16 protein-coding genes are annotated in these 22,884 nt (G+C 45.6%); all 16 read right to left on the bottom strand.

What is annotated here, in order from left to right; genetic code table 11:
* Window positions 1-8: 8 nt before the first annotated feature.
* Window positions 9-2,471, bottom strand: coding sequence for a GAF domain-containing hybrid sensor histidine kinase/response regulator (locus LAT75_RS01730; RefSeq protein WP_291480889.1), 2,463 nt, complete (start codon window positions 2,469-2,471; stop codon window positions 9-11).
* Window positions 2,472-2,730: 259 nt separating this feature from the next.
* The gene (locus LAT75_RS01725) at window positions 2,731-4,413 is read right to left on the bottom strand and encodes a hypothetical protein (protein WP_291480888.1); all 1,683 of its coding nucleotides are present in this window, start codon (window positions 4,411-4,413) and stop codon (window positions 2,731-2,733) included.
* Window positions 4,414-4,488: 75 nt separating this feature from the next.
* A complete protein-coding gene (locus LAT75_RS01720; protein WP_291480887.1) occupies window positions 4,489-5,139 on the bottom strand; it encodes a hypothetical protein in 651 nt (216 codons plus the stop codon).
* Window positions 5,140-5,367: 228 nt separating this feature from the next.
* Complete coding sequence (gene rfbB / locus LAT75_RS01715; RefSeq protein ID WP_291480886.1) at window positions 5,368-6,369, bottom strand: dTDP-glucose 4,6-dehydratase; 1,002 nt, start codon at window positions 6,367-6,369, stop codon at window positions 5,368-5,370.
* A gap of 11 nt (window positions 6,370-6,380) precedes the next feature.
* On the bottom strand, window positions 6,381-6,956 hold the full coding sequence (gene rfbC / locus LAT75_RS01710; RefSeq protein ID WP_291480885.1) for a dTDP-4-dehydrorhamnose 3,5-epimerase: 576 nt from the start codon (window positions 6,954-6,956) through the stop codon (window positions 6,381-6,383).
* Window positions 6,957-6,968: 12 nt separating this feature from the next.
* Window positions 6,969-7,838, bottom strand: coding sequence for a dTDP-4-dehydrorhamnose reductase (gene rfbD, locus LAT75_RS01705; RefSeq protein WP_291480884.1), 870 nt, complete (start codon window positions 7,836-7,838; stop codon window positions 6,969-6,971).
* Window positions 7,839-8,031: 193 nt separating this feature from the next.
* On the bottom strand, window positions 8,032-9,330 hold the full coding sequence (locus tag LAT75_RS01700; protein WP_291480883.1) for a pyruvate dehydrogenase complex dihydrolipoamide acetyltransferase: 1,299 nt from the start codon (window positions 9,328-9,330) through the stop codon (window positions 8,032-8,034).
* A gap of 27 nt (window positions 9,331-9,357) precedes the next feature.
* Window positions 9,358-10,338 carry a pyruvate dehydrogenase complex E1 component subunit beta gene (locus LAT75_RS01695; RefSeq protein WP_291480882.1) on the bottom strand — a complete coding sequence of 327 codons (981 nt, stop codon included), beginning with the start codon at window positions 10,336-10,338 and terminating at the stop codon, window positions 9,358-9,360.
* 36 nt (window positions 10,339-10,374) lie between these two features.
* Window positions 10,375-11,448 carry a pyruvate dehydrogenase (acetyl-transferring) E1 component subunit alpha gene (pdhA, locus tag LAT75_RS01690; protein WP_291480881.1) on the bottom strand — a complete coding sequence of 358 codons (1,074 nt, stop codon included), beginning with the start codon at window positions 11,446-11,448 and terminating at the stop codon, window positions 10,375-10,377.
* Window positions 11,449-11,533: 85 nt separating this feature from the next.
* Window positions 11,534-14,218, bottom strand: a complete 2,685-nt coding sequence (gene alaS, locus LAT75_RS01685; protein ID WP_291480880.1) for an alanine--tRNA ligase — start codon at window positions 14,216-14,218, stop codon at window positions 11,534-11,536.
* A gap of 266 nt (window positions 14,219-14,484) precedes the next feature.
* Entirely contained in the window at window positions 14,485-14,925 is a 441-nt protein-coding gene (locus tag LAT75_RS01680) for a peptidylprolyl isomerase (RefSeq protein ID WP_291480879.1), read from the bottom strand.
* Between the two features lie 77 nt (window positions 14,926-15,002).
* Window positions 15,003-16,787 carry an ABC transporter ATP-binding protein gene (locus tag LAT75_RS01675; RefSeq protein ID WP_291480878.1) on the bottom strand — a complete coding sequence of 595 codons (1,785 nt, stop codon included), beginning with the start codon at window positions 16,785-16,787 and terminating at the stop codon, window positions 15,003-15,005.
* Window positions 16,774-18,426 carry a ribonuclease Z gene (rnz, locus tag LAT75_RS01670; protein WP_291480877.1) on the bottom strand — a complete coding sequence of 551 codons (1,653 nt, stop codon included), beginning with the start codon at window positions 18,424-18,426 and terminating at the stop codon, window positions 16,774-16,776. The genes LAT75_RS01675 and rnz overlap by 14 nt, the downstream gene beginning before the upstream one ends.
* A gap of 126 nt (window positions 18,427-18,552) precedes the next feature.
* A complete protein-coding gene (locus LAT75_RS01665) occupies window positions 18,553-20,352 on the bottom strand; it encodes an ABC transporter ATP-binding protein (protein WP_291480876.1) in 1,800 nt (599 codons plus the stop codon).
* Between the two features lie 9 nt (window positions 20,353-20,361).
* Window positions 20,362-21,408, bottom strand: a complete 1,047-nt coding sequence (locus tag LAT75_RS01660; RefSeq protein WP_291480875.1) for an FAD-dependent oxidoreductase — start codon at window positions 21,406-21,408, stop codon at window positions 20,362-20,364.
* Window positions 21,409-21,475: 67 nt separating this feature from the next.
* Window positions 21,476-22,846 carry an acyclic terpene utilization AtuA family protein gene (locus LAT75_RS01655; protein ID WP_291480874.1) on the bottom strand — a complete coding sequence of 457 codons (1,371 nt, stop codon included), beginning with the start codon at window positions 22,844-22,846 and terminating at the stop codon, window positions 21,476-21,478.
* Between the last annotated feature and the right edge of the window lie 38 nt (window positions 22,847-22,884).

Below are 22,884 nucleotides of genomic sequence, written 5' to 3'. Positions count from 1 at the left end.
TAAAATTGCTATACGAGATTTCTGATATTAATAATTGTCGCATTCAGCTTTTCGATGTTTCTTGAAAAATTTTCAAAATCGAATCTTTCTGCGTCGCTTTTAAGAGCAATAACTAATGATTCGAAATGTGAGATTCCAACCTGTTCACAAATTTCCTCCAGCTCGTCTAAAAATTCTGCAAGCAAATCAGTATCCATAAACTGAAGTAAATCATCGAGATGCTTAACAGCTTTCTTGTCGAAAAGCGAAATGAAAGACTGAGCCTTGGCGACACTTAAGACAGGCAAGGACTCAGACGAATCGGATGAACGCTGCTTGCTCTGCAGCATAACATCCTCCTCAATTGTGCTCTTTCTTTTTATTTCATTTGGCAGATGCTGAACAAGAACATTAATAAGCTCATCCCGTGAAACGGGTTTTCTCAGGAATCCGTCAAAAAGATCTGCAATGCGGTCCTCATCGTGTTTCATAGAAGAGGCAGTAAAGGCAACTATCGGTATCTTGTTTGTTCGGGGGTCTGATTTAAGTTCTTTTGTAGCTTCATAACCGTTTTTTACGGGCATTCGAAGATCCATCAAAATCAGGTCCGGCTTAATTTCGAGAGCTTTATCAACCCCGGCCTGTCCATTAGTTGCCTGTATGAGATTTACGTTTTCAAACCCTACCAAAAAGCTTTTTACCAAATCTCTGTTGAAGACGACATCATCAACGAGTAGAAGTTTTACCGGTTTGAATGTGACCTCTTTGACCGACCAATTAAAATTTTGTGTTTTAACGGGTTCAACATTTGAGGTTTCAACATCGTGAAACACCACTATAAAGTTGCTTCCTTTGCCAATTTCACTTTCGATACGAATTTCACCGCCAAGCATCATTACCAGTTTTTTGGTGATAGCAAGCCCGAGACCGGTTCCCCCGTATTTTCGGGTATTATCACTCTCTACCTGGAAAAAGGAATCAAAAATACTCTCGTGAAACTCTTCACCGATACCGATGCCTGAATCTTGTATTTCAAGGGAGATGTCGTAAAGATCATTTGTTATTTCCCCCGGCTTGGCGTGTGCACGGATTACGATACCGCCTTCCGTCGTAAATTTAATTGCGTTGCCAATCAGATTAAACAGAATCTGCCGAAGCCTTACGTCATCAAGCAGCACTATTGACGGCAAAGTATCTGAAATATCAAGGTCGATTGTAAGTTTTTTATCATCCGCTTTATTGGAAAATACCTGAATCATTTCATTCAGAATATTATGGATATTAAGCGGTTCTTCCTGAACTTCAAGCTGACCTGATTCAATTTTTGACAGGTCGAGGATATCATTTATGAGTGATAGCAGTGTTCTTCCGCTACTCATGATTGTAGAAAGATATCCTTTGTTTCGTTCGTCATCAGTCGTATTGAGCAATATCTCGCTGAATCCGAGGATGGCATTCATCGGTGTACGAATTTCATGGCTCATATTAGCGAGGAACTCTGATTTTGCTCTGTTTGCTTCTTCAGCTTTTCGCTGTGCTTCCAGAATAGCTTTTTCGAAATGTTCCCTGAAAATTGAACCAGCAATTATATCACCCGCCAGCCTTAGCAGTGATATGTGTTCTTCTGACCAAACGCGCTGTTTGCGAACCGAATCAAAACCTATGAACCCTACAAAGTCTTCCCCATAAAACATGGGGATTGCAAGAAGCGAAATAATTCCTTGCGGTTCAAGTATTTCTCGTTCTACATGATATTCAGGCGGAATTTCAGACACTTTAGGAATATAAACATACTCTTTCTTTCCGAATTTCTCCTTCCACTTAGGAACCGCATCAAAAGGAATGCCGATGAGATTATCAATTTCGGGGTTTATGCCTTCAGCACACCATTCAAAAGTATTGTCAACTGTGTCACTAATTTCCTGATGTTCAAAAATATATACGCGGTCCACATTAGCATATTCGCCTAAGATGCGAAGAGTTTCATTGATGGCATCATGCAGACCGTGTACCCCTGTCTGAATCAGCATGGATGCAAATCGGTTAATCAAACTGTGCAGCTCATTTAACCCCTGTAGTTTTTCTTCACTTTCTCTGAGTGCAAGCCTGGCTTTGCCTGCTTTTTTTATCAGCCCGTAAGCCATTTGTGAGTTTTCGGCTTTACCGCCCGGCGACACTGAGATTTCCATCCATTCCGACTCACTTCCTGCAACTCTGAACTCGGCACTTCGCTGGGTATTCTGACCGATGGCGTTTTTTATTTCATCAATTACTTCAGGCAGATCTTCGCCGTTGATATATGCCGAAAGTTCCTTTTCGGGTTTATCAGTAGTCGATGAAAAAATAATACCCGGATTCTGATTAAAAGAATCAAAGGTCAATTTCTGTCCGGATTCTTCCAGAAAAACACAAAATGTAAGAGCCGGTATATTTTCGAGCAGTTCCGCAGGTGTTCTTCCGGTATTCATACGATGCATTCGGATTTGTTTCACAGGTTAATATACAGAAGTTCATATGTCAACAGGCTTCTATTGTGCCGCAGAATATAAAGATGAGCCCCTGAATAATTTTTCTTAAGGTAGATGGGCTTAAAATACTTTATTTTTTGGTCACTTTTAGTCTCTTTTTCGCAAACTACACCCCATTGCAAACTTCATCAGCTCATAAAACAAGATTATGAAGCTTGGGTTTGGGTTAAAAAGAACAGCCCCTGAAAACAGGGGCTGTTCTATATATTAATAAATTGTGAAGTTATAAGTCTCTGCAGATGTTATCCGGCAGTTCAATTGTTTCTTCATGAACATCACCATCATTGAAACCGGAAAGGTCAACGTTGTATTCGTACCAGCGGTTTTCAAAGTAAGTTCCGAATAAATAAGTTCCGGGCTCAGGAATTCCAAGTGTGATGCGCCCTTGCCTTGTATTACCGACGTGCAGCCACTGTCCGTCTTCGGTATCAGGTTTAATCAGAATTGGAATGTTGGGCCTGAGTTCTACATCTTTACCCGGGCAAATACCGGTGCCGCTGAATGTAATTACGGTTTCGGATACACTGCCCAAATCGAGATTCACTGGTTCAGAATTACAAAGCTGTGGAATATCAACTTCAGCAATAACATTGTTAAAAAGATCAAGTATTTCAAGCCTGCCGGGAATATCTTCCGGTACATTTGTCAGCTCAATAAAACGGCTTCCATCAGAAGCTACTTCAGATGGGAATAGGCCCATAAATACATTTTCGTCGGTATCAGTCCGCAATAGCCTGCCAATTGCCGGCATCTGAAGGCCTGTTAAATTTACCTGAACACCTGATTTACATACGGGGCTTGCATAAGCTGCATTCCAAAAAGACCAGTGATTCGTTTGGCCTAAAATGTACATCGGAGGGAAATCGGGTCCAAAATCCGGGTCATCTGCCGGTGTTTCCATAACCTGAGCTTCAAATTCGAAAGTCCACTCACCCAGGTCGCGGTCGTAGCTCCATATGGGAACACTTGAACCTACCATAACGCGTTCACCGCTTCGGTTAAAAACCCCTTCAGGTAATCCGATAATAAACTCCATAAGGCCGTCAGCTGTACGTACAAGCTGCCCGCCAATCGTGAAAGACACCGACATGAAACCAGCAGGTGTAAAGTGAACTGTTGCACCTTCGGTTTGCAGATCTGACATCAGGCCACCCGGAATGCCGGAAATTTCATCAAAATTTGAAACCACACCAGCTAACCCACCAGGAAAGCTTTGTAAGGATTCTCTTTCTTTATGGTTAAAATGGAAAACTTCTGCGGAAAGCTCCCCATTCAAGGCTGTGCCGTTTGCATTAAAGAGACGGGTTCCCTGAGGTATTCTGATTGTCAGGGGCGTTTGCATTCCGAGCTGTTCACCGCTTAATACTACATCAGAGACAGTTCCTCCACCTGAAGAAACAGTAGTAATCGCCGCAACTGAAGCTCCGTTTACCCCCTGCGGGAGAGTGTTTTTATTCACCATCCTTATTTCAAATGCATTTGAGCCTACAGTGTTTACGAATAAACGCTGTGTTGTGGCGATAAAATCACCTGACGGGGCACTTACCTGAGCCACAAGCTCAACCGGGTTTTCCCGGCTTGGGGTACGGCCGTCACGAATTGCAAATGAAACAAATCCTCTGCGTGATTCAAAAGAATTCCGCTCACGGCTTAAAAGGTCAATTACCTGGCCTTCATCAGTACCGGTTAGTGTTATAGTAACATTCTGATCGCCGGAAAAACCAATTGGTTCATTCGTGGAGGCATCTCTGAATATTACAGAAACCGTTGTTTCTCGTTCTTTTGTATCAAGTATTACTTTAATGCCGTCAAGAGGGTCGGTAATATCACAACCACTCAGGTAGAATAATGCAGACAAAAGGAGCGTAAATAAGGCTCCTTTAATGAGTTTAATGCCGTTTGTCATAATACGTGGGGAATGAGATTGGAAATAAAATAAATTATTGCGGAATAAATGCAGTTAAGCTGCATCTGCATAATCTTAGTTGATGCGGTAGGTAAATGAGAATGTAATTACAGGATACAGGGTTGCCCAGCTAAGATTTTCTTCGAGCTGCGGGGCCTGAGATGCAGAAGGCGACAGTAAGCCATCTGCAGTGAGGCTCACGGCTGGTTTTCCATGCAGCAGAACACCAAAATCGGTGTTAAAACCGAACCTTGAACCGGAGAATACATTTCCAAAACCAATACCCAGATATGGTGAAACAGGGCTAAAGGTTACTTCGGCATCTAAATTCCCAAGCTCATCAGGTGAATACACATCCCCACCTATTGTATAGGATTTTTTTGGCAATAAAGAAGTGTTTACGGCATTTGCATTATACACAAGACCTGCTGACAATCTTAGGCTTGTTTTGTACGGATGCCAGTCTAACAAAGCCGAGAAGGTTGAAAGTGAAAGAGATGCATCAACATCATAATCGTCACTTGCACTGGTTTCGTACAGGTAACTGGCATTCAGGAAGTTGCCCCCTACACGAACATTTAAGGGTTCATAAACGCGCATGATACCTTCAAAGCCGATTCCTTGTGTTCCGAAATTAAGTTTCGCGCCAAATGATTGCGCATTAACCTCATTTACAGATAGTAAAAGAAAAAAAGCCGTTAGCGTACTGTAGATTATTTTTTTCATATATGAAATGTTTGATTTACTGCTATTGGTAGAGTTAATAGGGGGTTGTATCGCAAAGTTACCACCCGACTTAATTTAAAGGTTTTAACGCTATTATTTAAATCCGGCACTTAATTAATTGACTTCGGAGATTTCGCCTGTATATATCCTTATGCCATTAAAAAAGATGCAGATCAATTCTGCATCTTTTGGGGGTAAAACACAGGTTGCCAGAGCTGTTCTGCCCTGCTAAAAGCCATATTTAACTTTGTACCAGTTAACTGTTTCACGCAAATCGCGACGGAAATCCTGCGTATTTTGCCAGCCAAGCTCATTTTCCAGTTTAGTGGCGTCTATCGCATAGCGAAGATCATGTCCGGGCCGGTCGGTCACAAAGGTGATAAGGTTTTTATAGTCTCCGTTGGGCCCGTTAGCTGCCAGCTCATTTAGCTCATCACAAATAGCCCTCACAAGGTCAATATTCTTCCACTCATTCCGGCCCCCTACATTGTAGGTTTCACCGCTTCTGCCTTCATGAAAAACCATATCGATGGCCTTGCAGTGATCCCTTACAAAGAGCCAGTCTCTGATATTTTCACCTTTACCGTAAACAGGTATTGGTTTTTTATTTAGAGCTGTTCGTATTACCACCGGAATAAGCTTTTCATCGTGCTGATGCGGGCCGTAATTATTGGAGCAGTTTGTGGTTACAACATTCATTCCGTAGGTATGATGGTATGACCTTACAATAAAATCACTGGATGCCTTGCTTGCAGAATAAGGAGAGTTTGGTGCGTATGGTGTAGTTTCAGAGAAAAGCCCCGTATCGCCTAAAGTGCCGTAAACCTCATCAGTAGAAACATGATGAAAGCGAAATGAGCCAAAATCTTTTCCACTCTCATTCCAGAAAGCGCGGCATTCTTCGAGCAGGTTGAAGGTGCCAAGCACGTTTGTCAGAATAAATGGTTCAGGCCCTGTAATGGAATTATCTACATGCGATTCGGCAGCTAAATGGATGATACCATCGGGCTTAAACGAACGGACCAACTGTCGTACAGCATCCCGGTCAACAATATCTGTTTTTGAAAAAGAATAACGCGTACTCTTTTCCAAAGGCTTAAGATAGGTGAGATCTGAGGCATAGGTCAGTTTATCTGCATTCAGAATGTGATAATCAGGATAGGCCTCATGCAGATGCAGAATGAGATTTGAACCAATAAAGCCGGCGCCGCCGGTAATCAGGAGTTTCATAGATGTGAAATTTAAGGTTGAAGGTTATGCGGGCCCTTGTAAACGGGCAGTTCATCTTCCGGAACATCTTTCAGCAATCGGGCTGTTTTGTCTTTTTCACTCAGTATGGGGTTTTCAAGGCTCCAATCGATGCCTATTGCCGGGTCGTTCCAATATACAGACCTCTCACTTGCGGGGTCGTAATAATCAGAACATTTGTACTGAAAATCGGCTTCCTCGCTGAGAACAACAAAGCCGTGTGCAAAACCTTCCGGAATGAAAATCATACGCTTATTTGCGTCAGACAAAACGGACTTCACATGCTTTCCGAAAGTCGGGGAGCCTTTCCGTATATCAACTGCAACATCAAGTACTTCACCCCGGGTTACCATCACAAGCTTGGCCTGCGGGTTGCGGAACTGATAGTGAAGCCCCCTCAATGTTCCTTTTTTGGAACGGGAAAGGTTATCCTGTACAAATACGGAGGGTACTCCGGCTTCATCAAACCAGCTCTTACGGTAAGTTTCCGTAAAAAAACCCCTGATATCCCCGAATATTTTGGGTTCGATAAAAACAACGTCGTCAATTTCTGTTCGAATAACTTTCATAAGGCGATTATGTTAAGAGGATGAGTTTAGTTCGCTAAGCACACGTTTTATGCCGTCGGCCATGTGATACGATACGCCCCCGCTTATTTTTTTGAAGCGGGATGTATCCAGTTTAGAGTAAGCAGGGCGTTTTGCAACCATAGGGTAGGCATCGCTGCCAACGGGCTCCGTTTCTACCTTAATACCAGCTTCATTAAATATGGCGTTCGCAAAGTCAAACCAGGAGTACATTCCTTCAGTTGTAACATGAAAAATACCGCGCTCAGGCGTCTGTAGTATTCTGAGCGTTGCGTCAACCACATCGAAGGTGAAGGTAGGTGAACCAAACTGATCGTTTACAATGGTCAGTTTGGGCTTTTCGGAACCAAAACGAATCATTGTCTTCATAAAATTTTTACCATAAGCGCTGCAAAGCCATGCGATACGGATTATCAGATAATTCTTACCCGACTGCTGAATAGCCTGCTCTCCCATAAGTTTAGCTTCGCCGTATTTATTGACCGGATTTACGGGTGCATCAATCGGATAACCTAATGGATAAGCCTGCTTGTCTTCAATATTACCGCTAAAGACATAATCAGTCGAATAATGAACGAAGACTATTCCCTTTGCATCACAAAGCTCTGCTATTGCAGCCGGCGCACTGTGATTTAGTAAATTATTGGCTTTGAAATCAGATTCAGCGCCATCCACATTTGTATAGGCTGCACAATTCAGAACAACGTCTGGCTTGTGCTCATCCAGGTAAAGAGCAACTGCTTCGGTATCGGAGATATCAAGCTCCTGATAATCTGTAGCAGTAAATGCCAGGTTTTCCCGGCTAAGTCTTTTGGTCCACTCCAGCCCAAGCTGACCTTTGGCACCCAAGATTAAATATTTCACGGGGTACTTGTTTGATGAAGGGTAATAAGTAGATACTCAGGTATTAAGGTAAAACAGTAGGCACAAATAACAAATCTGTTTTACCAATTTTGCAGGTGTTAATAAGGCCCTGTTAAAAAAACAGCCGGAAATGCTTTTTCGATTTCCGGCTGTTTTTGTGTTCTTTTCGTTTGTCTGTGAATTTTTGTTGTGCTTACAGCAGCATCCCCATTGGCTCTTCCAGCAAGCTGCGAAGTGTTTGCAGGAATTGGGCTGCAAGTGCGCCGTCAACTACGCGGTGATCGCTTGAGAGGGTTACTTTCATGCGTTTGCCGGGTACAACTTCACCGTTTTCTATTACAGGAACGTCACGAATGGCACCCACTGCAAGAATGCAGGCGTTTGGCGGGTTGATGATGGCCGTAAACTCTTCGATACCAAACATGCCGAGATTGCTGATTGTAAAGGTACTGCCTTCCATCTGATCCGGCTGAAGCTTTTTCTCTTTGGCTTTACCGGCAAGCACACGCACTTCATTGCCGATTTCGGCAAAACCTTTTCTGTCAGTATCGCGGATTACCGGCGTGAGGAGTCCGTCTTCTACAGCAACTGCAACGGCAATGTGCACATCTTTGTGCATCCGGATTACATCGCCCAGCCAGGAGCTGTTTATTTTCGGATGCCGGCGCAGTGCAACGGCACAGGCCTTCACAACCATGTCGTTAAAGCTCACTTTAACATCAGGCATGGCATTGAGGCTTTCGCGCATCTGAACCGCTTTCTTCATGTCGATATCGATCGTCTCGTAGAAGTGCGGGTTCGTGAACATGCTTTCGCTCAGGCGGCGCGCAATCGTTTTGCGCATCTGATTGATGGGGATGTCCTCATAATTGGCTGCAGGGGCAGTGGCCGTTTTCGCAGCCTGTTTTTGTTCTGCTTTGGGTTCAGGTTTCGGAGCTTCAGCCTTTGCCTCAAAACCTTCGATATCTGCTTTAACCACACGACCGTTAGGCCCCGAACCTTTCACACTGCTTAGATCAATCCCTTGCTCTTCTGCCATTTTCCGGGCAAGTGGCGATGCCTTTACGCGTCCGCCGTCTTCGTTTGGAACCTTCTCTTCAGAAGATGCCTCGCCTTCGAGTTCGCCGAACAGCGGATCAAAATCTTTATCATCTTTCTTTTCTTCGGCCTCAGAATCATTCTTTTTTGGTTGCTTCGGAGCTTCTTTCGATTTGGAATCGGATCCGCCATCAAGCAAACCGCTGATGTCTTCCCCTTCATCTCCGATAATTGCGATGATGCCGCCAAGCGGGATGGAATCCCCCTCAGATGCCACAAGCTTAAGCACAGTGCCATCATCAAAAACTTCTACATCCATGGTAGCCTTATCAGTTTCAACTTCTGCGATGATGTCGCCTGAGCTTACCTTGTCTCCTTCTTTCACATTCCATTTAGCAATAACACCCTCTTCCATGGTGTCACTGAGTTTGGGCATATCAATAACTATAGCCATAACTGCAATCCTTAGCTTTAGCGGTGATTAGTTTTTATAGGTCACGGCTTTCACCGCGTCAATTACTTGTTTAGGGCCGGGCAGCCAGAGATCGAACAGATTCTTGGCGAATGGTGCCGGCACATCGGGGATGGTTACACGCTGAACAGGTGCATCGAGGTAGTCGAATGCATCCCGCTGAATTACGAATCCGATCTCAGCGGCCATACCTGCAAAAGGATGGGATTCATCCACAATTACACAACGGTTGGTTTTTTTGATGGATTCTATCACCATCTTAAAATCAAAGGGCTTCATGCAGCGGGGGTCGATTACCTCGGCTTCGATACCGTCTTTGGCAAGTTCTTTTGCCGCCTGCTGAGCGATATGATACATCTTGCCGTGTGCAACAATGGTAACATCATCGCCTTCGCGCTTGATTTTACCGACGCCAAACGGAATGAGGTATTCTTCGTCCGGCACTTCCTGTTTCATAGCGTACATCTGCTCGGATTCAAGAAAGATAACCGGGTCGTCGTCGCGGATAGCGGTTTTGAGCATGCCTTTGGCATCGTAGGGCTCGGAAGGGTACATCACTTTCAGGCCCGGAATGTGGGCATACAGGCTTTCATAGGCAACGGAGTGCGTAGCTCCGAGCTGACCCGCTGAGGCGTTCGGGCCGCGGAAAACCATCGGAAACTTTACCTGTCCGCCGCTCATGTACCGGATTTTGGCTGCGTTGTTCAGGATCTGATCTATACCCACAACAGCAAAATTGAAGGTCATAAATTCGATAATAGGCCGTAGGCCGTTCATAGCTGCACCTGCACCGATACCGGAAAAACCGAGTTCCGAAATGGGTGTATCGATTACACGGCGCAGGCCGAATTCTTCGAGCATACCCTGTGTAACCTTGTAGGCTCCGTCGTACTCGGCTACTTCCTCTCCCATGATGATGATACTTTCATCACGGCGCATTTCTTCTACCATCGCTTCGCGGATGGCATCTCTGAATTGTTTAACAGACATTAGATTCTATTCTCCCTTCTGAATTTGTCGTGATGATTAGGTATGGAACGGGAAGTCTTCCTGCACATAAACATGCTCGTACAGGTCGGAAGCCGGCGGAAACTCGCTTTCTTCGGCGAAGTCGATGGCATCGAGCACTTCTTTGTTGATTTCATCCTCGATGCTTTTGATCTCTTCTTCACTTACAAGCTTGTTTTCGAACATGTAGGTCTTCAGGCGCTCGATAGGGTCGAATGAGCGGAATTCTTCGAGCTCTTCCTTGGTGCGGTAATTACCGGGATCACTCATTGAATGACCTCTGTAGCGGTAGGTTTTTACCTCAAGGAAGTAGGGCTCATTGGTTTCGCGGACTTCTTTCGCAATATCAGAGAGTGTATCAACCATAGAGAAGAAATCCATGCCGTTGGCAACGCCGTTTTTCATGCCGTAGGCCTCGCCCCTCTTGTGGAGCTGACCGGCCGAATGGCGCTCAACGGCTGTACCCATTGAGTAACCGTTGTTTTCAACCACGAAAATTACGGGAAGCTTCCAGAGCTGGGCCATGTTGAAGGTCTCGTTTAAAGAACCCTGATCTACCGCGCCGTCGCCGAAGAAACAAATTGCAATACGCCCGTTACCCTGGTATTTATTGGCCATCGCCAGACCGGCGCCAAGCGGAATATGTGCCCCAACAATCGCGTGGCCGCCCCAGAAGTGTTTTTCAACATCAAAAAAGTGCATGGAGCCGCCTTTACCTTTTGAGCAGCCGGTCACCTTTCCAAAGAGCTCGGCCATGCACGCATTCGGACTTGTGCCCCGTGCGAGTGCAAGGCCGTGCACCCGGTAGGCACTGATAATATCATCATCATCATTCAGCACGTGTACCGTGCTTGCTGAAACGGCTTCCTGACCAATGTAAAGGTGAAGGAAACCACCGAATTTTCCTTTTTGATACATTTGTGCTGCCCGTTCTTCAAAACGGCGCTGCAAGTACATGTTCCGGTAAATTTCCGGAAGCTGTTCATCTTTTATACCTAAGTCCTTGTGATTTTTGGTTGTAGGTTTAGGAAGCGTTGTGCTCTTGTAAACCTTCCCTGTGGGTGTAAACCCTTCATCGGCTTTTTTTGCCATAATTTCAGGAATATATTGGTTAGGGTTAACTAATGATCAGTTTTCAGTTCTCGGGCAATCCCAAAACGGCCCGTTTTTTATATTTTTATTTTTGAATAAAGCTGTTGATAATATCCGTTGCTTTATCAAGTGCTTCCTGCAGCTTTTCCGGTTTCTTTCCTCCGGCTGTAGCAAGGTTAGGCTGACCGCCGCCCCCTCCGCCTACAAGTTTTGCAACAGCACCAACAAGCGCTCCGGCCTTCAGGCCTTTTTGAATGAGGTCATCGGTAACACAAGCCATGATAAATACTTTGCCGTTTTCCTTATCGGCTGTTCCGAGTAAACAAACAGTAGCGGAAGCCCTGCGGTTCAGTACCTCATAACCAAGCTGCTTAAGCTGATTCATGTCAGATCCCTCGATGATGCCTTTTATGAGAGTAACGTTTTCAGAAATGACTTCACCTTTATTAAGCAGCTGTTCAAGCCCTGCACCAGCAAGCTCCATCTTCAGCTCTTTCAGCTCCTTGAGAAGATTTTTGCGCTCGAGCAACAGCTCGTCCACAAAATCAAGCGGATCTTTTCCGGCTCCGGCAGCTTTTTTCAGGCCTGCAAGCGTTTGTTTCTCCGTTCTTAGAAGTGCATCGGCCTGAAGACCTGTTACCGCTTCAATCCGTCGGATACCTGAGGCCACGCTTGATTCAGAGACAAATCGAAAATAGCCGATCTCGCCGGTAGCCTTCACATGTGTGCCGCCACAGAGCTCTGCTGAAAAAGCGGGATCAAAGGTCACAACTCTTACAAAATCACCGTACTTCTCGCCGAACAGCATCATAGCGCCGCGGGAACGGGCTTCTTCTATCGGTACTTCACGCTCATCGGTGAGGGGGATGTTTTCCTGAATCTTTTTGTTGACCTGCTCTTCAATGGTATCGAGCTGTTCCTGTGTTACGGCCTCAAAATGAGAGAAGTCGAAACGGAGTTTATCTGCGGAAACAAGCGAACCCTTCTGAGCAACATGATTTCCAAGTTCCTGTCGCAGGATGGCATGAACAAGGTGAGTAGCGGTGTGATTTTTCTGGATTTCAGTACGAAGGCCGGCATCAATCTCTGCTACACAGGCAGTGGCACCTTCGGGCGGAGCGGTTCGGGTGAAATGGAAGTAAACATCATCTTTTTTACGAACATCGAATACCTGAATGCTTGTATCACCAAAACGCAGTACTCCGGTATCAGCTATCTGTCCGCCGCTTTCAGCATAAAAGGGTGTACGGTTCAGAACAATCTGAAATGAACCTTCCTCAGCTGTTGGGCGCCATGCAATTAGCTTGCATTCAGAAACAAATTCATCATACCCGGTAAACAAGGTAGGCGGAAGTTCATCGTACCCTTTACTGAAGGTCCAGTGCTGCACGCCGGCTGCTTCAGCCTGAAAACGTCCGGCACTTCTTGCACGCTCTTTTTGCTGCTGCATCAGCCGGTCAAAACCAGCTACATCAACGCTGATACCCCGTTCACGTGCCATAAGGCGCGTTAGGTCAATCGGGAAACCATAGGTATCGTGGAGTTTAAAAGCCTGTTCGCCGGAAATAAGTTCTGAACCCTCAGCAAGCTGTTCAAAGAGGCTTATCCCCTGCCCCAGGGTTTTCAGAAAACTGTCTTCTTCTGCTTTGATAACAGAGGTTACGTAGGCAAGCTGCGCCTGAAGCTCAGGGAAAACATGCTCAAAAACTTTACCTATACCGGGTACTAATTTATGCATGAAGGGTTCCCGCAGTTCGAGAACGTCCCAGCCGTAGCGAACCGCACGGCGCAGAATACGACGGATAACGTAACCGCGCCCGTCGTTAGAAGGTGAGGCGCCGTCTGCAACACCAAAAGATACGGCACGGATGTGGTCGGCGATAACACGAATAGCGATATCCGTTTTTTCATTCTCTCCGTATGTTTTTTCCGCCAGACCTGCAATCTCCTGAATGAGTGGCTGAAATACGTCTGAATCGTAATTTGACTTTTTCCCCTGAAGCACGGCGCAAATGCGTTCAAAACCCATACCGGTATCAACGTGCTGTGCAGGCAGCTTGTGCAGGCTGCCGTCAGCCTGCCGGTTAAACTGAATGAAAACCAGGTTCCAGATTTCCATCACGCGGGGATCGTCAGCATTAACGAGGGTTGCACCGTCCACTTTGGCACGCTCCTCATCGGAGCGTAGATCAACATGAATTTCAGAACATGGACCGCACGGGCCTGTATCTCCCATTTCCCAGAAGTTGTCTTTTTTGCCAAACCGAAGAATGTGTTCCGGCTTTATTGAGGTTACTTCCTTCCAGAGCGCAATGGCTTCCTCATCAACAGGCAGACCGTCCTGTTCATCACCACCAAATACGGTTGCGTAAAGCCTGCCGGAATCAAGGCCCCATTGTTCCACCAGGAGTTCCCAGGCCCAGGAAATGGCTTCTTTCTTGAAATAATCTCCAAAAGACCAGTTCCCCAGCATCTCGAAAAGCGTGTGATGATAGGTGTCGATACCGACTTCTTCGAGATCGTTGTGTTTGCCACTTACACGGATACATTTTTGGGTGTTGGCAGCTCTCGACCAATGCCGCCCGTCCTGAGCATAAGTTTGCTGTTCACCCAAAAAAATTGGTTTGAATTGATTCATACCTGCATTAGTAAACAGCAGGGTCGGATCGTCCTGCGGCACTACCGGTGCACTTGCCGTAATAGCGTGTTCTTTGGCAGCAAAGAAGTCAAGAAATTCCTGCCTGATTTCAGCAGATGATTTATGTTGCATAAATAGTTGTTCTGAAACAGCTTATTAGGTGAGTGAATGAGCAAAATTTCTAAGAACTTTGCCCATTGAATGAACCGAACAATAGCGAATTGGTAATTCTGAAAATAGTGATTAAAGAAGGCCGGCTAAATGAATGGCATAAAATACAAAAAATATGTTTTTATTCGGTCGCTGTCAGCGAAAAAAGCATGCTGATTATCGCTATGCAGGCTTAATTACTGATAACAGGGTTTCAGAGGCCGGCCTTGCTGATTAAGTTGCGGGGTTTACTCTTCTTCTCTGATTTCAATTTTTTCGATTTTATCGCCCGCTTTTATTTTATCAACAATATCTACGTTTTCGGTTACCTTTCCGAATACAGTATGCCTGCGGTCGAGGTGAGCGGTATTATCGCGATTATGACAGATAAAAAACTGTGAGCCGCCGGTATCGCGCCCGGCATGAGCCATCGACAAAACTCCGCGGTCGTGGTACTGATTTCCGCCGTCGAGTTCGCACTTGATCTTGTAGCCCGGGCCGCCAACTCCGGTTCCTTTAGGGCATCCGCCCTGAACTACAAAACCCGGAATTACTCTGTGAAAGGTGAGTCCGTCGTAGAAGCCCTCTTCTGAAAGTTTAACAAAATTGGCAACGGTGCCGGGAGCATCTTTTTCGAAAAACTCAATTTTCATTACTCCGTGTTGGGTGGTCAAAAATGCTGTTTTCATAATTTTAACGTCTGTTTTTGGTTTGATTGCTTATTTGGGTTGCCTGATGCTCAAATAGATAAATTCAAAGATCAGGTTCAGGCAGCCTGATCTTTATACTGAAGTTCGTACAGCCTGCGGTAAATTCCGTCACGCTTTTTGATGAGCTGCTGATGGGTGCCCTGCTCCCTTATTTCGCCTTTATGCATCACAAGTATTTTATCGGCATGCTGTATGGTTGCAAGCCTGTGAGCAATAACGATAGAGGTTCTGTTTTTCAGGAGGGTATCAATGGCATTGGTTACCAGTGCTTCCGTTTCAGAATCAACGTTTGAGGTAGCCTCATCAAGAATGAGAACACCGGGGTTGTAAACGAGCGCGCGCATGAAACACAACAGCTGACGCTGCCCCATCGAAAGGGAAGCACCCCGTTCATGAAGTACGAAATTATACCCGCCGGGTAATTTTTCGATGAAGCGGTCTGCTTCAACAGCTCTTGCAGCAGCAACAACCTGTTCCAAACTTATATTTTGGTTGCCCAGGGTAACATTGTCATAAACTGAGCCTGAAAACAGGGCATTATCCTGCAAAACGAGTCCGAAACATCGCCTGAGACAACTGAGGGCGTAGTTTTTGATGTTATGCCCGTCAATCACTATCTCCCCTTCTTTGATATCATAAAAACGCATCAGCAAATTGATGAGGGTTGTTTTCCCAGAGCCTGTTGCACCAACTACAGCTACCGTTTCCCCGTCATTAACTGAAAAACTGACATTCCGCAGAATTTGCTCACCATCCTCAAGATATTTGAAAGATACATTCCGGAAGCTAATATCGTGCGATTTGGGTTTCAGGGTGATGGGATGTGATACTTCTTTAACTTCATTTTCCTCATCCATCACGCTAAAAATCCGTTCTGATGATGCAAGCGCACTTTGAAGGGTATTGAACTTATCAGACAAGTCCCGAATGGGCAGGAAAAATAAACGCACATATTGAATAAAAGCAACGAGTATGCCGAAAGTAAGTGTGCCGGATAACACGCTTGCACCACCGTACCAGATTACAAGTGCCATTGCAAGACTGGAAAGCACTTCAACAATAGGCCAGAATACAGCAAAATAAAAGATTGTGCGGATATGTGCCGCTTTGTGTTCATTATTAATTGCACTGAACTTTTGCATTTCTTTCTTTTCACGGCCGAATAGCTGTACAATGCTCATCCCGTTGATGTGTTCCTGCACAAAAGAGTTGAGCCGTGCAATCCAGTCGCGAATGTCTAAAAAGGCTACCCTTACTTTAGATTTAAACCAAAAGGTTGCATAGAAAAGAACCGGTAATATGCTTATGGAAACCAGTGTGAGTTCCCAGCTCATGGCGAACATGAACAGCAGAATGAAAAATATTCGGAAAAGATCACCGATGATGTTCACAACCCCGGAAGAAAGCAAATCACTCAGGGCTTCAATATCGTTAGTGGTTCGGGTGATGAGCTTTCCGATTGGGTTTCGGTCGAAGAACTGAACGTGTAACGACTGAATTTTTTCAAATACGGCATTCCTTAAAGAAAGAAGCGCGCCCTGACCGATCCAGCGGGTTATAAAAGTTACGCCCACCATGAGTACACTTTCAACAACCAGCACCCCGAAAATAAAGAGTACTATTTTAGTGAGACCGGGTACATCGCCGGTTGCTATGTAATCATCAATAGCAATCTGAATCAGAAATGGTCGCAGGGGCCCTGAAAAGGAGACAACGAGTGTGAGTACCAAAGCAAGAACGAGGTACCATTTGTAGGGCTTCAGAAACTGATAAAGCCGTCGAATCAGTGTTGAATCGACGGCTTTAGAATCAGATTTTTGCTTTTGTTTAGAAGCGGTCAAAATCGTCGTAAGGGGTACGGGGTTTTATCGGAAGTTTTGACTGATCCATGTCTTTGTCAAAATCCTTTCCGGTATTGTTTCGGTCACGACTCTGTGTGTCTCGGTTACGGCGTTCGAAGCGGTCATCGCGGGAGTCCCGTGTATCGCGTGTATCGCGGTTTTCAAAACGACGGTTCCGGTTGTCGTAATCTCGGGGAGGTGCACCACGATTATCGCGGTTATCTCTGTTATCCCATTCGCGCGGGCCGCGGTTATCGTACGGACGGCTGCCCCGGTCATCATAAGGGCGGCTTGAGCCACTGCTGCGGTTATCATATGGTCTGCCGCCGCCGCGGTTATCATACGGACGGCTGCCGCCTCTGTCATCATAATCGCGCCTGAAACCGCCCCCACTTCCACCGCTGCGGTTATCGTAAGGTCTTCCGCCGCCGCCGCGGTTGTCGTAGGGTCTTCCTCCTCCGCCGCGATTATCATATGGGCGGCTGCTGCCTCCGCCACGGTTATCGTAAGGCCGGCTTGGCCCTCTTCCGCGATTATCATAGCCACCACGGCCGCCGCCACCACCGCGATATCCGCCGCCGGAATCCTGGTCAAATCTTTTTCTCGGACGGAAATACTTACCTCTGTCGCCACCGCCTTTATAGCCGGACCGGGAATAGTTGCCTTTTTCAGGTGTGGCGGTATCGATCTGAATTTTGGCTTTAATAATACCGCGCTCGTGCTCCGGATCGGTCATAATAGGGCGAAGTTCAGTTGCAACCCATGTATCAGGGAAAATTTTGCGTGCTTCTTTTAGCAGTACAAACTGATTGGTGTACCTGGCAGAGAAATGTGAGATAACAAGGCGCTGCACTTCTGCTTTATGTGCAATGGTTGCTGCGTCTTCTGCAGTTGAGTGAAATGTCTCTTCAGCCTTATCCTTAAGATTTTGATCAAACGTAGCTTCGTGATAAAGAATAGTTGCTTTATAGGCAAGTTTAAGCGCATTCACTGAAAAAAGTGTATCGGTAACATAGGCAAAACTGTCGCCTTTTTTAGGTTCACCGACTATTTCAGATGAAGCTACAACGGTACCGTTTTCCAGTTCGACATCCTCACCGGCTTTAAGTTTCTTATACTGCCAGTCTTCAGTGATACCCATTGATTCAGCTTTGGCTGCATCAACCTTGCCGGGTTTATCTTTTTCCTGAAACCGGTACCCGACACAAAGGTTTTTGTGTTCAAGCGGTCGTGCTTCAATGTAAAACTCCGGGTCGTCAACTACAATTTCATGTTCAAAACCGTCTTTGAATTCCTTGAACACAATTTCAAAAGTCAACTCAATACCTGCTGCTTTAAGAGCTGCTTCCAGAAACTCTTTCAGACCTTCAGGCCCGATAATGTTGAGAACATTTTCACGCCGCTGTAGCTGCATGGTGGAAATAAGGCCTGGCAAACCGAAAAAATGGTCGCCATCCATATGGGAAATAAAAATGTAGTCGATTTTTGAGCGTTTGAGCCCTGCCTGAAGTGCGCGCATTTGAGCATTCTCTCCGCAATCAAACAGGTAAACGCGCCCATCCCGCCATAAAGCAACGGAAGATAAGTGACGTTTGGCTGTTGGTGTTGCAGATGCAACCCCTAATGGTACTATGATCATGGTTTTCTCCTGGGTATCGGTATTTGTGCCGGCAGTGCCGCGACAATCAAGCGCTCAGTCCTAAAGGCAAAGCCAGGCTCGTGGGTGTGTTGGTTGGTTGATGTGTTGAGGTGTCAGATGTGGTATTTAAAGCTGAGCCAATTCTTGTTCAAGCAGCTGTTTCTTATACATAGTTGCATAATAGCCCTGTTTTGCAATTAGCTCTTCATGCTTCCCTGATTCGGTAATTTTGCCATCTTTAAGCACAAAAATGCAATCGGCATCCTTTACAGTAGAAATTCGGTGGCTTATCAGTACAGTTGTTTTGGATTTAAATTCAGATTTAAGATGGGTTAGTATTGCATCTTCAGTTTTTGTGTCAACAGCGCTTAGTGAGTCATCCAGAATCAGGATTGAGGGCTTTCTTATTATTGCGCGTGCTATGCTTGTGCGCTGTTTTTGACCGCCAGAGAGGGTTATGCCTCTCTCTCCGAGCATTGTATCAAAACCATTTTCGAATTCATTTATGTTTTCAAGTACCTGAGCATTGTCTGCTGCTCTTTCAATTTCCTTAATAGAACAATTTTCTAAACCAAATGCAATGTTTTCAGCTATTGTATCTGAAAATAAGAAAGTATCCTGAGGTACAAAACCAATATTTTTTCTTAAAACCCCCAGCGGCAGTGTACTTATATCACGGCCGTCAATTTGAATGCTTCCTGCTGTTGGGTTAAAAAGGCGCGGAATAAGCTGCACAAGGGTTGTTTTTCCGCTACCTGTCCGGCCCACAAAAGCTACGGTTTGCCCTGGCTTTATTGTAAATGAAATGCGGTCGAGTGCGAGCGCTTCAGCTTTAGGGTATCTGAACGATATGTTTTGGAATGAAATATGGCCTTTAATTTCCCGGATATCAGATGCAGTTTCCTCGTTATCCTGAATTTCATTTGGTGTGCGCATCATTTTTGCGATGCGTTCCTGTGAAGCTGCCGAGCGTTGTATGAGGTTTATAGTGTAGCCCAATGATGCTACCGGCCAGGTAAGATAGGTAACATGTATGATAAATTCCGCGATATTTCCTACGGTGATGATGCCTTCAACCACCATTATTCCACCCTGCCATATTACCAGCACTATCGAGAGCCCGATAAGCAGGCTAAGCATAGGATGAAATAAAGATTCAACTACATCGAGTCTGAGCTTGCGCCTGCGGTATATTTCGCTTTCATGCATGAACCGCTTCTTCTCATAATCTTCGCGGGCATATGCTTTAATAAGCCTGATACTTGAAAAAGCTTCACTTGCACGGCCGGCAAGAGAGGCGTATTGTTCCTGTATTTCGTTCGACCGTTTGTGTATAAACCCGCTAACCCAGTATGCAAAGAGCGTGAGGGCCGGAAGCGGAAGCAGTGCCCAAAGTGTTAATACAGGGTTAACAAGCACCATTATGGTAATGATTATGGCCGCCCTTGATACGGTCTGAATCGTGTACATAAACGCGGGACCGAAGTATTCCCGAACACGCTGTACATCTTCGGTAGCCCTTACATAAATATCTCCGCTTTTATTTTGACTGTAAAAGCTTTGGGGAAGCTTTTGGATGCGGTCAAATATTTCATTCCGCATATCAAACTCAATTTTTCGCGAGGTTACGATGAGAGTTTGCCTTGTGGCGTATAACAGAACACCATAGAGCACTACAGCAAGCATGAGATAAGCGGTATTGGTTGCCAGCAGGCCGCCCCCCTCAGCAGACGTGAGGATTTCCCAAAGCCCCAAGCCTGTGTATTTGTTCTCGGTCGTTAGTACTTCTACTGCGTCAATCGTTTGCCGGATCAGAATTGGAATCCAGACCAGGAAGATGTTTGCACTAACAAGAAAAAGGGTACCGAGAAGTACGGTACCCTTGTATTTCCAAAAAAAACGGTTGAGTTTTAAGAGCTCTTTCAACTAATGTATTTACTTCGAAAAACGGTTAGCCCAATGATGGCCCAGTTTGTAACCCGAAACGAAAGCGTGTTCGAGTGTTTTTCCGCGCATGTAATCTCCTGTAAGGGCAATTGGCTTAATATCTCCGCCAAGTTCAACGAAATCCTTATCGAAATAATTTCCCGGCTGCGGGTAACGCCACAACCTCATCTGCGATTCGTCGTACCTGCCCGCCCAGTCGCCGAGTACTTTTCTGAGTTGCTGTGCGATTTCAAGCTCTATGATTTCGGGTGCTGTACCGTCAAATACGTGCTTTTTAGAAAAATCGGACTGTGTATGAACCGTTAAAGCCACCTTTCCATCGGTGTTGCGCTTTGAGTTTTCGTTACAGATCCAGCTTATTACAGGGTTATTAGACACCACCAGACCTGCAAAATCAGGGGCGGGCGCATCTTCGTAAGCAAGCATCAGGGCATGTTTGGGGCTGTACAAAACGCTGTCGATGTCTTTGATTATGGTTTTAAACATTGTTTCATCGATGCTGTTTTCAATTAATCCGTAGGCTTGTACAGCCGGGGCAGCAACTACAATGGCATCAACTTCGAAAGTATCGAAGTTTTCAAGATTGAGCATCCATGCCCTTTTGGTCGTTCTTCGGTCGCCCTGATAGGTGAACCCTATCACCCTTGAGTTGAGGCGTACATCAACCCATCGGCTAAGGTATTTGCCAATAGCATTCATGCCATCTTCACAAACATAGCGACTCTTAGGGGGCATGTTTGGATGTTTATCATACATTTTTTCGCCGTCATGAAAATGAAATGTATCTGTCCATTTTCGTGCTACTCCTTTCTCTGTTAATTCCTGTATGAATTCCAGGAAAAGCGGATCATCGCCTGAAATATAGGGAGCACCGTGATCAAAGCGGACCCCTTCGTATTTATTAGAGTAGCGGGTACAGATTCTTCCGCCGTAACCGCGGCTTTTTTCAAATACAACTACTTCGTGACCGGCTTTGGCCAGAATTCGGCCGGCCGTAAGTCCGGATATTCCGGCTCCTATGATACCAATAAGCATAGTCTTTGTGAATTACAGATTCAGTTAATCGTAAGAAGGTTATTTGTACAGGTAAACTACAACAAAATCAGGTAGAAAAGATAGTCATTCGCGGTTTTACAGCATCTTTTCGGATTAACGCAGGCCAGTAGGCGACAATTTCGCCGGCTTTTGGCCGGCCGCCGGCAAAACCGGTTACAGCACTTGGACCTGTGAGAATAAGAGGTGCCATTTCCATACCGAAACGGTCAAGGTCAGCCTTTGAAGGCCCGCTAAGCGAGACACGAAGCTGTACCTCATCTGGTATATCACGATCATAATCAGGGCCTGCCGGCTGCTCGGTGCAACCGTTGAAGCCAACATATTCAGCATGAAAAGCATCAAACTGAAGTCCAAGATTTTCAGCCCTGGCTTTCAGAATTTCGCCCGCACGAACAGCCTTTTTGAGAGCATCAGGCCAGGCATAGACCAAAGTACCGGTCAATTTGTAACCGTCGAGGTAGCTCGCCGAAACTTTATAGAAAGGTGTTTTAGGTTTGCCTTTAATCCCCCAAACCCTAACCCGGTTATCGCCTTCCTGAGCAAGTTCAATAGAAGTAAAATCGGCTATGCAGTCGGGTGTGATGTACTCGGCCGGATCACCAATTTCATAGAGAAGCTGTTCCTTAACTGTTGCAACGCTAACGAGTCCGCCGGCTTTTTCATGTTTTGTAACGACAAAGCTGCCGTCAGCTGAGGCTTCAACAATAGGGAAACCGATGTTTTCCATGTCGGGAACAAGTTGCCAGTCGGTAAAATTTCCTCCGGAGCTTTGCGCTCCGCACTCCAGTATGTGGCCGGCTACAGTTCCTGCTGCCATTTTATCAGCATCATCAAACCGCCAGCCAAATTCATGAACCATTGGCGCAAGGCACAAACCTGTATCCGTAACTCGGCCGGTAACGACGATGTGAGCACCTGCATCAAGTGCTTCTGCCATAGCTTCGGCACCGAAATATACATTAGCGCTGAGCAGTTTATCTTTTATTTCAGTAACCGCTGCATCTGTTTCCATATTTTTGAGCTCATGCCCTTCCGAGATGAGCCTGTCAAGATCAGGAAGGATGTTGTCGCCGTCAACAACCGCAACTTTGAGGCCGGTATAACCGGCATCACGTGCAATTCGAAGTATAGCATCTTTACAGGCCTGCGGGTTAACTCCACCACCGTTGGAAAGTACACGTACTTTCCCGGCTGCTATTTCAGGCAAAATTTGCTCAATCACTCCCACAAAATCACGCGCGTATCCAAAATCAGGGTTTCGAAGCTTTTGTTTTTGCATGATTGACATGGTTACCTCTGCAAGGTAATCCATCATCAGATAATCAATTTGGCCAAGTTTAACCTGATTAACCGGGGCTACAGGCAGGTCACCCCAGAAGCCTTGTCCCGATGCGATTCGAATCGTTTTATTATTCAAAATGAAAAGAGTTGATTTGGCAGCGGTCACAGAAACAC

Origin of the sequence: Cyclonatronum sp., assembly GCF_022565315.1 — a bacterium.
In the GTDB taxonomy this organism is placed as follows: domain Bacteria; phylum Bacteroidota; class Rhodothermia; order Balneolales; family Cyclonatronaceae; genus Cyclonatronum.
This window is presented reverse-complemented; position numbering and strand designations above follow the sequence as displayed.

Excerpts from the sequence above, each read along its gene's own strand:
- LAT75_RS01725 (WP_291480888.1), bottom strand. The coding sequence starts at position 4,413 with ATGACAAACGGCATTAAACTCATTAAAGGAGCCTTATTTACGCTCCTT.
- LAT75_RS01720 (WP_291480887.1), bottom strand. The coding sequence starts at position 5,139 with ATGAAAAAAATAATCTACAGTACGCTAACGGCTTTTTTTCTTTTACTA.
- rfbB (WP_291480886.1), bottom strand. The coding sequence starts at position 6,369 with ATGAAACTCCTGATTACCGGCGGCGCCGGCTTTATTGGTTCAAATCTC.
- rfbC (WP_291480885.1), bottom strand. The coding sequence starts at position 6,956 with ATGAAAGTTATTCGAACAGAAATTGACGACGTTGTTTTTATCGAACCC.
- LAT75_RS01700 (WP_291480883.1), bottom strand. The coding sequence starts at position 9,330 with ATGGCTATAGTTATTGATATGCCCAAACTCAGTGACACCATGGAAGAG.
- LAT75_RS01695 (WP_291480882.1), bottom strand. The coding sequence starts at position 10,338 with ATGTCTGTTAAACAATTCAGAGATGCCATCCGCGAAGCGATGGTAGAA.
- pdhA (WP_291480881.1), bottom strand. The coding sequence starts at position 11,448 with ATGGCAAAAAAAGCCGATGAAGGGTTTACACCCACAGGGAAGGTTTAC.
- alaS (WP_291480880.1), bottom strand. The coding sequence starts at position 14,218 with ATGCAACATAAATCATCTGCTGAAATCAGGCAGGAATTTCTTGACTTC.
- LAT75_RS01680 (WP_291480879.1), bottom strand. The coding sequence starts at position 14,925 with ATGAAAACAGCATTTTTGACCACCCAACACGGAGTAATGAAAATTGAG.
- rnz (WP_291480877.1), bottom strand. The coding sequence starts at position 18,426 with ATGATCATAGTACCATTAGGGGTTGCATCTGCAACACCAACAGCCAAA.
- LAT75_RS01660 (WP_291480875.1), bottom strand. The coding sequence starts at position 21,408 with ATGCTTATTGGTATCATAGGAGCCGGAATATCCGGACTTACGGCCGGC.